Origin of the sequence: Rhodococcus sp. RCBS9 (assembly GCF_029457415.1) — a bacterium.
GTDB classification, from domain to species: Bacteria; Actinomycetota; Actinomycetes; order Mycobacteriales; family Mycobacteriaceae; genus Rhodococcus_F; species Rhodococcus_F qingshengii.
In genome coordinates this window covers 566,025-579,735 of sequence record NZ_CP120422.1, presented here as the reverse complement: position 1 = coordinate 579,735, position 13,711 = coordinate 566,025, and the positions used below count along the sequence as shown (strand labels likewise).

Annotated in this window: 14 protein-coding genes; 7 read left to right on the top strand and 7 right to left on the bottom strand. The window is 63.8% G+C overall.

Annotation, left to right across the window (positions count from 1 at the left end):
- Positions 1–27: 27 nt before the first annotated feature.
- The 3 genes from P0M12_RS02665 to P0M12_RS02655 form a co-directional block, all read right to left on the bottom strand.
- Positions 28–801 (bottom strand): ABC transporter permease, encoded by a 774-nt coding sequence (locus P0M12_RS02665; protein ID WP_054187349.1) that lies wholly within the window; start codon positions 799–801, stop codon positions 28–30.
- Positions 798–1,799, bottom strand: a complete 1,002-nt coding sequence (locus P0M12_RS02660) for an ATP-binding cassette domain-containing protein (protein WP_030536929.1) — start codon at positions 1,797–1,799, stop codon at positions 798–800. The genes P0M12_RS02665 and P0M12_RS02660 overlap by 4 nt, the downstream gene beginning before the upstream one ends.
- 68 nt (positions 1,800–1,867) lie before the next feature.
- Positions 1,868–2,617, bottom strand: coding sequence for a hypothetical protein (locus P0M12_RS02655; protein ID WP_003945111.1), 750 nt, complete (start codon positions 2,615–2,617; stop codon positions 1,868–1,870).
- A 154-nt stretch (positions 2,618–2,771) separates the two neighbouring features.
- Here P0M12_RS02655 and P0M12_RS02650 point away from each other — a divergent pair, with 154 nt between their 5' ends.
- The gene (locus P0M12_RS02650) at positions 2,772–3,182 is read left to right on the top strand and encodes a VOC family protein (RefSeq protein WP_003945129.1); all 411 of its coding nucleotides are present in this window, start codon (positions 2,772–2,774) and stop codon (positions 3,180–3,182) included.
- 11 nt (positions 3,183–3,193) lie between these two features.
- Here P0M12_RS02650 and P0M12_RS02645 read toward each other — a convergent pair whose 3' ends face one another.
- Together P0M12_RS02645 and P0M12_RS02640 are read right to left on the bottom strand one after the other, a co-directional pair.
- Positions 3,194–4,228, bottom strand: coding sequence for a glutathione S-transferase C-terminal domain-containing protein (locus P0M12_RS02645; protein ID WP_042450363.1), 1,035 nt, complete (start codon positions 4,226–4,228; stop codon positions 3,194–3,196).
- 23 nt (positions 4,229–4,251) lie between these two features.
- A complete protein-coding gene (locus tag P0M12_RS02640; RefSeq protein WP_003945114.1) occupies positions 4,252–4,941 on the bottom strand; it encodes a hypothetical protein in 690 nt (229 codons plus the stop codon).
- A 126-nt stretch (positions 4,942–5,067) separates the two neighbouring features.
- Between P0M12_RS02640 and P0M12_RS02635 the strand changes: the two genes are divergently transcribed.
- A complete protein-coding gene (locus tag P0M12_RS02635) occupies positions 5,068–5,691 on the top strand; it encodes a PadR family transcriptional regulator (RefSeq protein ID WP_007736146.1) in 624 nt (207 codons plus the stop codon).
- 2 nt (positions 5,692–5,693) lie between these two features.
- Positions 5,694–7,178 (top strand): DHA2 family efflux MFS transporter permease subunit, encoded by a 1,485-nt coding sequence (locus P0M12_RS02630; RefSeq protein WP_003945132.1) that lies wholly within the window; start codon positions 5,694–5,696, stop codon positions 7,176–7,178.
- Here P0M12_RS02630 and P0M12_RS02625 read toward each other — a convergent pair.
- Positions 7,138–8,538 (bottom strand): FAD-binding oxidoreductase, encoded by a 1,401-nt coding sequence (locus P0M12_RS02625; protein WP_277377427.1) that lies wholly within the window; start codon positions 8,536–8,538, stop codon positions 7,138–7,140. The two genes, P0M12_RS02630 and P0M12_RS02625, sit on opposite strands and share 41 nt — an antisense overlap.
- Here P0M12_RS02625 and P0M12_RS02620 point away from each other — a divergent pair.
- The 4 genes from P0M12_RS02620 to P0M12_RS02605 all read left to right on the top strand — a co-directional run bounded on the left by P0M12_RS02620 (position 8,537) and on the right by P0M12_RS02605 (position 12,394).
- Positions 8,537–9,337, top strand: coding sequence for an enoyl-CoA hydratase/isomerase family protein (locus P0M12_RS02620; RefSeq protein ID WP_007736151.1), 801 nt, complete (start codon positions 8,537–8,539; stop codon positions 9,335–9,337). The two genes, P0M12_RS02625 and P0M12_RS02620, sit on opposite strands and share 2 nt — an antisense overlap.
- A gap of 93 nt (positions 9,338–9,430) precedes the next feature.
- Positions 9,431–10,624 carry an AMP-binding protein gene (locus P0M12_RS02615; RefSeq protein ID WP_030536925.1) on the top strand — a complete coding sequence of 398 codons (1,194 nt, stop codon included), beginning with the start codon at positions 9,431–9,433 and terminating at the stop codon, positions 10,622–10,624.
- Positions 10,625–10,659: 35 nt separating this feature from the next.
- A complete protein-coding gene (locus P0M12_RS02610) occupies positions 10,660–11,421 on the top strand; it encodes a crotonase/enoyl-CoA hydratase family protein (protein WP_003945127.1) in 762 nt (253 codons plus the stop codon).
- A 7-nt stretch (positions 11,422–11,428) separates the two neighbouring features.
- Positions 11,429–12,394 (top strand): adenosine deaminase, encoded by a 966-nt coding sequence (locus tag P0M12_RS02605; RefSeq protein ID WP_003945144.1) that lies wholly within the window; start codon positions 11,429–11,431, stop codon positions 12,392–12,394.
- A 3-nt stretch (positions 12,395–12,397) separates the two neighbouring features.
- On the opposite strand, the gene P0M12_RS02600 is transcribed toward P0M12_RS02605, so the two are convergent.
- Entirely contained in the window at positions 12,398–13,711 is a 1,314-nt protein-coding gene (locus tag P0M12_RS02600; RefSeq protein ID WP_030536924.1) for a D-arabinono-1,4-lactone oxidase, read from the bottom strand.

Below are 13,711 nucleotides of genomic sequence, written 5' to 3'. Positions count from 1 at the left end.
CGGTAGACCCGGCCCCAGACAGCCTTTTCAGGTGATGTCGCGGGTTCTGGTCCGCAGCCAACCGAGCCCGCAGAACAGAACCACCCAAGCTGCCAGCATCATCGGGCCGCTCGGCCAGGACGCGAACGCGTCGACGTCGATCGACGGGGCCGCATTGATGATCGTGCCGATCGTGGCCGACACCGGAAGCGCGGCCCCGATCCCACCGAGATCCATCGCGAGCAGCACTGCGCGGACGATCCATTCACCGAAGACGAACCACAGGATGACCGAGAGGGCACCGGCCATCGACGAACCGGTGAGCAGTGCCACCCCGGCGCCGAGCAGCGCCCACAGAGCGCACGCCAGAATGCCTGCGGCGCAGATGGCGAAGAGATCGGTGGTGAAGCTGAAGTCCCGGCCGAAGAGCAACATCGCGCCGATGCTGACTACTTCGACAGCCAACGCGTAGCCGACGGCAAAGACCGCGACGACCGCAAGTTTTGCGCCGAGAACTCCGTCACGGCCGCGAGCTGTGAGGAACGTCGTGGTGAGAGTTTTGTAGCCGAATTCGGATCCGGCGGTGAGTGCTCCGAAGACAGCCGCGAACACCAGGACAAGCGTGTTGGAGACACCGAGGCTGACGCCGGTGGACACGACATCGACGTCGAAGGTGGTGTCTGCCGAATCGGCCACGACTTCGACGAACGTCCTGGTGGAGGCAGCAATCAGCACGGCCACGACGACCGGTGCGATGGCCAGTGCCCACCAGTAGCGCAGGGTGAGAACTTTGAGTGTCTCCGCGCGCACGAGCGTGGTCATCGGTGTCCTCCGGAAGGTCCGTATGCGGCAGGGCCGTAATAACCCGGGCCCGAACCGGGACCGGGTGGGCGGTGGTATCCGACCTGGGGGACGGCATATTGCGGCGTTGTCATGGCCAGGAACAGTTGCTCGAGATCTGCGCCTTCGGTTGCGACACCGAAGATCGTGACTCCGGCGGCGGATGCCACCGGTGGCAGTACCGACGTGTCGGTGCCGCCCACGGCGAGCCGTCCGTCCTGGGTGATCTGGGCGTCGATGATTCCGCGAGCGGCCAATGCCGTGGCGAGGAGCGCTGGGTTGGAACACGAGACGAGCAGTCGACTGCGCTGCGAGCGGCGAAGTTCGTCCATGGTCCCTTGGTAGACGAGTGAGCCGGCGCTGACGATGACCACGCTGTCGACGGTCGCTTCCACTTCACGAAGCGCGTGACTCGAGATCAGAACCGTTCGGCCGGAACCGGCGAAGGTCTGCAGGAACTGACGAAGCCACGCCATGCCCTCGGGGTCGAGTCCGTTCGCGGGTTCGTCGAGCACGAGGATCTCGGGATCACCGAGCATCGCGGTGGCAAGGATCAGGCGTTGGCGCATCCCGAGCGAGAAGGTGCCGGTCTTGTGGGCTCCGACCGATCTCAGACCGACCATGTCCAGCACCTGCGCCGCGCGCTGAGTCGGCATGCCGATAGCGGCCGCGTAGATCTCGAGGTGTCCGAGGGCCGTTCGTTTCGGATGGAGACTGCCGACGTCGAGTACTGCGCCGACGGTCCGAGCCGGGTTGGGCAGCAAACGCATCGGGGTGCCGTTGATCGTGGCCGATCCCGACGTCGGTGACACCAGTCCGAGGAGCATCCGCAACGTGGTCGTCTTGCCCGAACCGTTCGGACCGAGAAACCCGGTGATCGAGCCCGCCTGAACGTCGAAGCTCAGGTCGTTGACCGCGCGCGCCGCCTTGAACGTCTTCGTCAACCCACGAATCTCGATGGGGGCAGAGAAGGATCCCATTGCGGTGTTCGTCAATGCTGCTCCCGGGTCGGCGGCGAATACGTGATGCGAGCCTACGGCCCGGACAGCTATCTGCGGATGGCCCGGCGTGTCTCCGTCTGGGGAAGCACTGCGGCATCGTCGGCAGGCATCACGATCAGGTGGTCGGTCCACCTGGCCGGTGCCGGTCCGAAGGCTTCGCGCGCATTCTTGACGACGCCCTTGCCGATTGCACGGTTGCCCGCACCGCCGATGACCGCACCGATTCCGGCCGGAACGAGCTTGCCGAGGATCAGTGCGCTGCGCTTCGCGGCGTACTTGGTCACGAATTTCCGCACGAGGGTGCTGTTCATTCCCCTCATCGTGGGTCCGGGAATCTTGCTCGTGATTGCCGTTCCCCAATTCTTGGCTGTGATTCCGGTGGCCTTCTGCACGATCTCCATACCGGATTCGCCGAGGGCGACTGCCAGGACCAGGGCACGTCGTTGCTGGTGATCCTGTACGGAGATTCCATGCACTGACGCAATTGCCAACGTCAGCAGCGCTGACGCCTCGAGGAAGAAAGCCGATTCCGCACCGACGGCAGCGATGGACGCGACCGTTCCGACGCCCGGCACGGCGGCGGTGGCGCCGACGGCACTGCCGCTTCCGGTCACGGCGAGAATGAACATCTTCTCCATCCGCTCGACGATCTGAGCAGGTGACTCGTCGGGGTGGGCCTTACGGACATGGTTGACGTATTTGGCCACTGCGGGCGCTTGCAGGCGGCTTCCGTTGTCGAGAACGGAAACGAGGACCTTCTCGATACGCCCGCTGTCGTTGTTCGTCGACTTGCTCATTGCTGCCCCTCCACAGTTGTCCTCCTCTGAAGCGAGGTGGACCGTATCTCGAGAATAGGTGAAGTTTTCGCTGGCGGCGGTGATCACCGGGGCCATAGGCTCGTACGAGACTCGGTTTTCTTCGTGAGTTTTCCCAGGCAGGAGTTCGAGTGTTATGACCGCCACTTCGGAATCTCGTTCGACGACCATCTGGCCGACGCTGCGCTACCTCGACGCCCGTGCGGCAATCCACTTTCTGGTGAGCACCTTCGGTTTCGTGGAGAAGGCCGTCTACGGAGAGGGAGACGTGGTGGACCACGCCCAACTCGACTGGCCGGGCGGTGGCGGCATCATGTTGGGTTCGCCGCGCACCGATTCGGCGATCGCCGGCCTGCCGCCTGGAATCGGTTCGGTGTACATCGTCGTGGACGACGCGGACGCCGCCGATGCACTCCACGAACGCGCTGTCGCGGCGGGCGCCACGATCACGCAGGGATTGCGCGACGAGGACTACGGTTCGCGGGGGTTCACCTGCCGTGATCCCGAAGGTGTGTACTGGAGTTTCGGCACGTACGCAGGGGAGTAGCCCCCCGCGACCTACCTGGTGGCCCAGTGCTCTGCCGGAACCACTTCCGACGGGATGGGCGGATGAGGTGGTGTGCCGTCCCCGAACGGTCGGCCACCCAACTGTTCGCGTCCGTGCGGTTCGAGCCAGTGTGTCAATTCCGGTCCCTTGGGCACGATTCCGGAGGGATTGATCTCGGAATGCACGATGTAGTAGTGCGCTTTGATCTGTGTGAAGTCGATGGTGTCACCGAATCCGGGGGTTTGGAACAGATCGCGCGCGTAGTCCCACAGCACCGGCATCTCGCTGAGTTTGCTTCTGTTGCACTTGAAGTGGCCGTGATAGACGGGATCGAACCGCGCCAGCGTGGTGAACAGGCGCACATCGGCTTCGGTGATGGTGTCGCCCACCAGGAAACGTTGCCGGGCAAGACGTTCGGTGAGCCAGTCGAGGCGGGCGAACAGCGTGTCGTATGCCTCGTCGTACGCCTGCTGTGAACCGGCGAAACCGCAGCGGTAGACGCCGTTGTTGACGTCGCGAAAAACGTACTCGGCCACTTCGTCGATTTCGTTTCGCAGAGGCTCCGGGTACAGATCCGGTGCGCCTTCGCGGTGGTACTTCTTCCATTGCGTCGAGAAGTCGAGGGTGATCTGTGGGTAGTCGTTCGTGATCACCTTGCCCGTGGCGATCTCCACCATGGCGGGCACCGTGATTCCCCTGGGGTAGTGGGGATCTCGGGCGAAGTATGCGTCCTGCAGTCGCGGGATCTTCAGTACGGGATCGACGCCGCCCGGGTCGAGATCGAAAGTCCAGCTTCGCTTGTCGTGAACCGGACCGCAGATGCCCATCGACAGTACGTCTTCGAGGCCGAGTAGGCGGCGGACGATGATGGCGCGGTTTGCCCACGGGCAGGCACGTGCCACGATCAACCGGTATCGCCCGGGTTCGACGGGGTAACCGTCGCGGCCGTCCTCGGTGATCCGGGTCGGGATGTAGTTGGTGTCGCGTTTGAATTCACGACCCTCTTCGACGAATGTCGGTTCGCTCGCGCCGTCTTCCGTACTCATCTGCGGTCCCTCTCGTTCGAGTGTCAACTGGGCAGGTGCACGTGTACCCGAGCGTATGCCCCCAGAACGTCGAATTTGGCTTTACGTGGAAGCGTCGCGCCGATCGCACTGCCGCGACTTGTGCGTAGCTGCGGGATCAAGCCGGAATCGAGAGCGTCCTCCGCAGCGAGAAGCGTTACTGCGCAGCCGATTCCGTGACGGCGATGCGCTGGAGCAGTCAGGGTCGTGAGATCTGCCACGAATCCCTGAAATTCGGAGTACGCCGCGCATCCGAGCACCTCGGTGGAATCGGTGAGGGCGGTGAACCACCGCGTCCGGTTCCCGAGGTCGGCTGTGGTGCTGTCGTCGGGTGGGCAGAGCGCAGCGACGGCGAGGGCATCGTCGATGTCGTGGGAAATCAGTAGTTGCTCGTCGGGTGGCGCGTCCGTGTAGTCGCCGAGGAAAGCGAGATCGACGGGGCCGGTGATTCGGCCGCCGTGATCGCCGGCGATCTCGAGCAGACGCGCCGGTTGCAGCAGGGCGTCGACGGAGATGTCCTCGGTGCGCTCGATGAACCACTGCGGCCCGACGATCGCACCTGAGCCTGCCAGATCGAGAACGTGGATGTCGTCGCCGACGACGCGGGCCGTGTGTGCCGGCCGAAGTGCCGAGTCGCCGAGGCCCAGTTCACGTGCCCAAGCGAGTCGGATGATGTCGAGGTGATGTTCGTCCACTCGCTACAGGCTAGTCCGATTCGAACGGGTTGATCGAGATGGACAGAGGTCGTATATTCCATGTGGACTATTTCAGGTGGAATAGTCAAGAAATAGTCAATTGCGGCTTGTCAGGGAGGGGGACTCATGGGTGACGTGTCTTTGACGCCTCTGGGAATCACCGTTCTGGGCCTGCTGTCCGAGCGTTCGATGCATCCGTACGAGATGTATCAACTGGCCTCGGTTCGCCGGGGCGATCAGTTGGTGAAGATCAAGCCGGGATCGCTCTATCACACGGTTTCCCGGTTGGAGAAGCAGGAACTTCTGGCTTCGATCGGGACCGATCGTGAGGGCAACCGGCCCGAACGGACGACGTACGAGATCACCGCCCGGGGCCGTGAGGCCCTCGAGCATCAACTACGTGAGATGTTGGCGGTTCCGGTGCGGGAGTATCCGCGGTTGCCGCTCGCGCTCGCCGAAATGCACAACCTCTCCGCGTCCACCGCGTGTCAGATGCTTCGAATTCGTCTCGCGCACCTCGACAAGACGATCGCGAAATTCGAGGCCGACTACGAAGCGCTGAAGGCGGCGGAAAAACCACGAATCTTCACGGTGGGCGCGGACTACGCCCACGCACTGACCGTCGCCGAAAGAGAGTGGATCGGCGCGTTGGTGACAGACATCGAGAGCGGCGAAATGCCCTGGCTCTCACAAGAACTTCTCGACCGGCTGGCCGGCTCCGCAGGCTCGTCCGCACTACCTAAGGACTGAAGATGGAAAAGCAGGTCAATCCCTGGCACGCGCTGTGGGCGCTGTGTATCGGGTTCTTCATGATTCTGGTGGACAGCACCATCGTCGCTGTCGCCAACCCTGCGATCATGGAGGACCTCGGCACCGACATCAACAAGGTCGTCTGGGTCACCAGCGCGTACCTGCTGGCGTACGCGGTGCCGCTGCTCGTCACCGGCCGGCTCGGTGACAGGTTCGGACCGAAGAACCTGTACATGATCGGCCTCGTACTGTTCACCGGCGCTTCACTGTGGTGTGGTCTGTCCGGCAGCGTCGAGATGCTCATCGTGGCAAGAGCTTTCCAGGGTCTGGGCGCCGCAATGATGACGCCTCAGACGATGGCCGTCATCACACGCACGTTCGCGCCGAACAAGCGTGGCGCCGCAATGGGCCTGTGGGGCGCGGTTGCCGGTGTTGCGACGCTGGTCGGTCCGCTTGCCGGTGGTGTGTTGGTCGACAATCTCGGCTGGGAATGGATCTTCATCGTCAACGTCCCGGTCGGTGTCATCGCATTCCTCCTCGCGTGGAAGCTTGTTCCGTCGTTGCCGACCAGCGAGCACAAGTTCGACATCCCCGGCGTGATTCTCAGCGCCGCAGGCATGTTCCTGCTCGTGTTCGGAATCCAGGAAGGCAGTTCGTACGACTGGAACGGATTCGTCTGGAGCCTGATCGGCGCCGGTGTGGTGTTGCTCGCGGTGTTCGTGTTCTACCAGTCACGCAACAAGAACGAGCCCTTGCTCCCACTCGAACTCTTCAAGGACCGCAACTTCTCGCTCGCCAACGTCGCCATCACCGCGATGGGCTTCGCGATCACGTCGATGGTCCTTCCGCTGATGTTCTACACCCAGGCAGTTCGCGGACTCTCCCCGACGCAGTCGGCGCTCCTCCTCGTTCCGATGGCCGTGCTGACCGGCATTTTTGCGCCGATCATCGGCAAGCTCGTCGACAAGACGCATCCGCGCTACATTGCGGGCACCGGCTTCCTGCTGTTCGCGATCGCCCTGGGCTGGCTGGCATTGGTGATGTCTCCCGACGTCGCGATCTGGGAACTGCTCCTGCCGATCGGCCTGATCGGCTTCGCCAACGCATGCATCTGGTCGCCGCTCGCGGCCACCGCCACACACAACCTGCCTCCGATGCAGGCCGGCGCCGGCGCCGGCGTCTACAACACCACCCGGCAGGTGGGTGCGGTTCTCGGCAGTGCCGCGATCGGAGCACTGATCACCGCACGATTGGCGGCTCAGGGTCTGACCGGCGGCAGTTCCGAAGCCGGAGTGGGTCACCTACCCGAGTTCGTCCGTGAACCGTTCAGCACGGCGATGTCGGAGTCGATCTGGCTGCCCGCCGGCGTGCTGCTCATCGGCTTCGTCGCTTCGGTGTGCTTCGCTCGGCCTCTGCGCGGCGACGCACACGACGACGCGATGGCCGTCAGTGCCGAAGCGCGTCGGGAAACATCACTGCACGATTGAGATAGTCGCTCGGGTCCAGGGCTCGCTTGATCGCCCACATCGTGGCTATGTCCTCCGCAGAGAGGGCCAGGTTCAGATAGTTGCGTTTGAGCGAGCCCACCCCGTGTTCGGAACTGACGTTTCCGCCGTGATCGCGAACCAGTTCGAGGACGCTGCGGTACACGGTGTCGGCGTTCGGGCAGTTCAGGACGTTGAGGTGGATATTTCCCTCGGCGACGTGTCCGAAGAGGATCGGAATTGCCGCGGGGGCACGACTCGCGATCACCGCCGCGGCGTCCTCGGCGAAGGTGGCAAGCGAGTCCAGCGGCAGCGCCGCGTCGAATTTCAGTGGGGGGCCGAACAGTCCGACCACTTCGGCGAAACACTCCCGCGCCGCCCACAAACGCGTCGAGCCGGGATCGTCGACCGCCACGGCCGGGGTCTGCGGTGGGTCGATGCGTTCGAGCAGCTCGGCCAGGTCTTCCAGCGGATCGTGGGCCGCGGACACCTCGGCGAGGAGGTACCACGGTCGCCCCGTCGGAACCGCGGCGTTCAAATGGTGGGCGGCCAGTTCGAGACCGCGCCCGTCCAACAACTCCAGTGCGTCGACGCCGTCGAGAGTGCGCAACACTCGCCCCGCCTCGACGACGTCTTGCAGTCGGTCGAAACCGGTCAGCGATGTGACGCGGTGAGTCGGTATCTTCCGTAATTTCAGGTCGACGGAAGTGACCACCCCTAGAGTTCCCTCGCTGCCCACCCACAGTGCGGGCAGGTTGTATCCGGAATTGTCGGACAACACTTTCGGTGACCGGCGCACCGTGGTCCCGTCGGGGAGCACCACCTCGAGGCCGAGCACCTGTTCGGCCATGTTCCCGTATCGAACCGTGTGCAGCCCACCGGCATTGGTGGAGACCATGCCGCCGATCGTCGCTGTATCCCGAGAAGCTATGTCCACCCCGAATTTCAGGCGGGCGGCGGCGGCCGCCGAATGTACCTGCGCGAGTGTCGCTCCCGCACCGACGGTGATCCGACCGGCGGCAACATCGACTTCGCCGATCGCCTCGAGGCGTTCGGTGGAGAGCAGGACGTCGTCGTGCTCGGGCACCGTCCCGGCGACCAGACCGGTTCGCCCGCCCTGAACGGTGACCGGTACGCCGCGCGAGCGGCACACGTTCAGCACTGCCGAGACTTCGGCGGTATTTCCGGGTCGGACCAGAGCGCTGGCGCGCCCGCTGTAGCGCCCTGTCTGGTCGGTGGAACGGGTCGCCAACACGTCGGCGTCGTCGACGACGAACCGGTGTCCCACAACGTCCGCGAGTGCATTTCTCAGACCGTCCACCCGACGATCGTAGGCCGGTTCGATGTGGCAGTGTGGCGGCATGACTGCTCCCGAATCGCATCCCACCCGTCTCGAGCGCTTCACCACCGATGGTGGTGCCGAGGTGGCTGTCCTGACGTTCGCGCACGGACCACTCAATCTGTTCGATCAGGCCATGTTCGACGCCGTCATCGCCGATGTTGCAGCGCTGACCGAAAACCCACCGCGCGCTGTGCTTCTGCGCGCCGAGGGCAAGGTCAACTCGGCCGGCGTCGACGTCCATGTGTTCGACGGACTGAACCCGGAGCAGGGAGCGGAATTGTGGCGCGAACTGTTCGCCCAGATCTGCCATCCGCTCGAGGCGTTGCCGTGCCCGGTCATCTACGCGGCGCACGGGCTGACGCTGACTGCTGCCTTCGAGATCTCCTTGGCCTGCGACATCATCCTCGCGGCGCCGAAGGCGAAGTTCGGACTGGTCGAGACAGTGGTCGGTCTGACGCCGTCCATGGGTGGACCGCAGCGTTTGGCCGAGCGCGCCGGTTCCGGACGGGCTCGGGAGTTGGTCATGACCGGCGATCTCTACGACGCCGCAACTCTGCACTCGTGGGGCGTCGTCAATGCCGTTCACGACGATGTCGATGCTGCGGCGCGTGCCCTGGCGGCCCGGTTGGCGGACGGGCCCACGCGAGCCCACGACGCCACCAAGCAGATCGTGGCGGCCTGGCGTTCCGGCGGGATCGCCCACGCTGATTCGGTGACTCCCGGGGTGTCCGGTGCGCTGTTCGCCACCGATGACCTACGCGGCGCTGTCCGCAGTTTCCTCGAGGTCGGACCGGGCAAAGCGGTCTACTCCGGAAAGTAAGTTTGCGACGATTATCGCCAGAGACCTCCACGAACTGTGATCCACGTCATATAGTCGAATGGCCGGTGGGTTGTCAGTGACGTGGAGGTATCGATGCGGTCGACGCTTGTGGAATACCCGTGTTCGACTCAGCTCCTCGCCGACGCCCGTGTCACCCGTGCGGGTGACGGGGTGCTTCGGTACAGCCAACTCGACCCGTCGCTGTCCGAACTCCTCGATATCGCCGTTCATCGATTCTCCTCACGCATCGCGGTGGAGGAGGTCGACGGCGAGCAGGTCACCTTCGCGGAGTTGTGGGCCGAGGCGTCGCGGGTCGCAGGCGGGCTGAAGTCGCGAGGCGTCGAGATCGGTGACCGTGTGGCCATTCGTGTCGCCGCCGGGGTGAGGTGGATGGAGGCGTGCCTCGGCGTCATTCTCGCCGGCGGTGTTCCAGTCTCCGTGGGTGTTCATCTGAGCGACGACGCGGCGGACTTCGTCATCGCGGACAGTGGCTCGGTGTTGGTGCTCGACGGGGAACTCCCACACGGTGTTCCGTTCATCGACGACGGTGCCGCCCCGGAGGAGATGGCGATCCTCGCGTACACCGCCGATTCTTCGGGTGAAATGCTGGGCGTCGAGTTGAGCAACGAGAACGTGCTCTCCGCCATCGTCGGCATTCTGCACTCGCGCGATTACGGCGTCGAAGGTGTGCGCAATCTGTTGGTGGACAATGACTTCAAGTCGGTACGGCAATTCGTGCACGTGCTCGCGACGTTGGTGGTCGGTGGAACGGTGGTCCTCGCCGGCGACTTCTGGCGTGAGAGTGTGCATACCGTCGACATCGTGACCGGGCGGCCCGAGGACCTGCTCGAGCCACGGTTGCTCACCCTTGGGCCGGCGGCGCGTGCCGGTTCGAGGTCGGTTCAGTGGATCGATTGCAGCGGGTCGCCGATCACGGCCGAACAGGAATCCAAGCTGCTGACCCTGTTCCCGGCCGCTCGGCATGTGATCGGGTGGGGCAAAACCGAGACCTGTGGGGCTGGTCTCATTCTGCCAACCGAGTCGGCACCCACCCACCTCGGAAGCGTCGGAATCGCTTTCGGTGGAATGGAAGTGGCGTTGTACGGCCCGGATGCTCCAGGTGGTTTCGGTGAGTTGCTGTGCCGTGGACCGAGTGTCACGCGTCGGTATTGGAACTCGCCGCAAGCGACCTCGACGAGGTTCACCCAGGGGTGGTTCTGCACTCACGACACCGCGCAGATCGACCCCGATGGCTTCGTCCGTATTGTCGAACGCAACGTCGCGTAGTCACGCGAGCGTGGTCGACAAACGAGAGGGACATCATGGCGGACGAGGTTCTCACCGAGCGGCGCGGGCGGACACTGATCATCACCATCAACCGGCCCGAGGCGCGTAACGCCATCAACTCGGCGGTCAGTCACGCATTGGCCGCTGCGGTCGAAGAGCTCGATGCGGACGACGATCTGTCCTTGGCGGTGCTGACAGGAGCCGGCGGAAACTTCTGTGCCGGTATGGATCTGAAGGCATTCGTGGCCGGCGAGAACGTACTCGTGCCGGGACGCGGTCTCGGATTCACGGAAGGGCCGCCGCGTAAGCCGATCATTTCGGCGGTCGAGGGCTTCGCGTTGGCAGGCGGCACGGAACTCGTGCTTGCCACCGACCTGGTGGTCGCGTCGTCCGAAGCGAAGTTCGGTATCCCGGAGGTCAAGCGAGGGCTGGTCGCAGGTGGAGGCGGATTGTTGCGCCTGCCCAAGCGGATTCCGTACCAGAAGGCATTGGAACTGGCCCTGACCGGTGACAGTTTCACAGCCGAGGAGGCCTACCGCTACGGCTTCGTGAACACGTTGACCGAGCCAGGTAAGGCGCTCGAAGGCGCGCTGGAGCTGGCTGATCGCATCACCCGCAACGGACCGCTCGCGGTTGCGGTCACCAAGGAGATCATCGTCAAGGCCGGCGGTTGGTCCGACGACGAAGCTTTCGCGAAGCAGTTGCAGGTCATGGCGCCGGTGTTCGCGTCCGAAGATGCACGCGAGGGCGCGACGGCGTTCGCCGAGAAGCGCGCCCCGGTCTGGAAGGGGCGGTAACACCGACATGGCTACACCTGTCGCAGAGCTGCACATGCACATCGAGGGTTCTCTGGAACCCGAACAGATTTACCGACTTGCCGAGCGCAATCGAATGGACTTGCCGTACAAGGACATCGACGATCTGAAGTCGAGGTACGAGTTCACCGATCTGCAGTCGTTCCTCGATCTCTACTTCGCCAACATGGCCGTCCTGCGCACCGCGGAGGATTTTGCCGACCTGACGCGAGCGTACTTCCGCCGCGCGGCTGCCGCCGGCGTCGCGCATGCCGAGTTCTTCTTCAATCCACAGGCGCACGTGGTCCGTGGTGTTCCGCTGACCGAGGTCCTGGACGGGATCATGGATGCGGTGGCATCGAGTGAGCGCGAGTTCGGGCTCAGCAGCGCGGCAATCGCCGCCATCCTCCGAGATCAGCCCGTCAAGGACGCCGAGGAGATCTTCTCCGAGATAATTCGCCTGCAGGCTCCGATCGTCGGGCTCGGACTCGACTCCGCGGAGGTCGGCAACCCGCCGTCACTGTTCGAGGACGTGTTCGCCCGCGCGCGTGCCGAGGGTTTGCACGTTGTGGCTCACGCCGGTGAAGAGGGACCGCCCGAGTACATCTGGCAGGCGCTCGACATTCTCGGCGCCGAGCGGATCGACCACGGAGTCCGGGCACTCGAGGATCCTGCCCTGATCGAGCGTCTGGTCGACGAGGAGATTCCACTGACGGTCTGCCCGTTGTCGAACGTTCGTCTGCGGGTGTTCGATTCGCTGTCGGATCATCCGCTTCGATCGATGCTCGAGATGGGTTTGATCGTCACGGTCAACTCCGACGACCCGGCCTACTTCGGGGGATACGTCGACGACAATTTCACCGAACTGGGCCGAGCCCTGGGTCTGACGGAGGCCGAGCGAGACACCCTCGCCCGGAACTCGATCAAGGCCTCGTTTGCGAGCGATGCGCGAAAAGCGGAACTACTGCGGCACTGACCGTCAGTCGCCGAGCACCTGACGCAAGTATTCGTTGTCGAACACACGATTCGCGTCGTACTTGTCTCGAACGGCGACAAAGTCGTCGAGTCGGTCGTACGTCGGACGCAGGTCGTCGACGGTCCGGTTGTGCATTTTTCCCCAATGCGGCCGGCCGTCGACGGCGCGCGCGATGGCTTCCACCGCGGCGAAGTACTCCGTTTCGGGTCGGCGGTGGTACTGGTGTACCGCGATGTATGCGGTGTCGCGTCCGTGAGCAGTGGAGAGCCAGAGGTCGTCGGCGGCAGCAAAACGTACTTCGACGGGGAAAGCGACGTTGGTTCCGGACTTCTTCATCCAGCGATCGATTTCGTGAAGTGTCTCGGTGACGTGTTCGCGGGGAATCGCGTATTCCATCTCCTTGAACTTCACCCGGCGCGAAGACGCGAATACCCGGTAGCTGCGATCGGTGAACTCGCGGGCGCCGAGCAATCGGGACGACACGTTGTTGATTCTCGGGATCGCGGCCGGTGCCAGGGTGGCAACGCGGTTGACACCTTCGAAGAGTGTGTTCGAGAGGAGTTCGTCGTCGACGAACGCGCGGACCTTGCCCACCGGATCGGGTTCGGTATCTCCGGGGAGTCGCGTATTGCTCTTCGTCAGGACACGATCGGTGTGCGGGAACCAATAGAACTCGAAGTGATCCAGGCCCAGACGATCGCTCTCGAGGGTGTCCAGTATGTGAGACAGCGTGTCGGGTTCCTCGATTGCGCGAAGTGTGAATCGCGGAACGCAGGCGAGAGTGATCTTCGAAATGATGCCGATTGCGCCCAACCCGAGGCGGCCCGCTTCGAACAACTCGACGTTTTCGTCGGCGCTTGCGGAAACGACGGATCCGTCGGCGAGAACGACCTCGATTCCGCGAATCTGTGTGGCGATGCCGCCGAATCGTGCGCCGGTGCCGTGCGTGCCGGTGGACGTCGCGCCGGCCAGTGACTGGACGTCGATGTCACCGAGATTTGCCATCGCATATCCGCGTTGCCACAAGGCGTCGTTGAGAGCATGAAGGCGAGTGCCTGCAAAAACAGTGACCAGCGCACCGTCGTCGGTCGGTGTGATCGAGTCGATTCCGCTCAAGTTGTCCAGGCTGACGAGGACACCGTCAGTGACCGCGACACCGGTGAACGAGTGGCCGGCGCCGACGGCCTTCACACGTTGGCCACGCGAGGCGGCCTCGGCGACCAACGACGAAAGTTCACGGGTATTTGTCGGCGTCGCAAAGCGACGCGGCGCGGCGCTTTGAGTGCCCGCCCAGTTCTGCCAAGTGTCCGAAGCCAT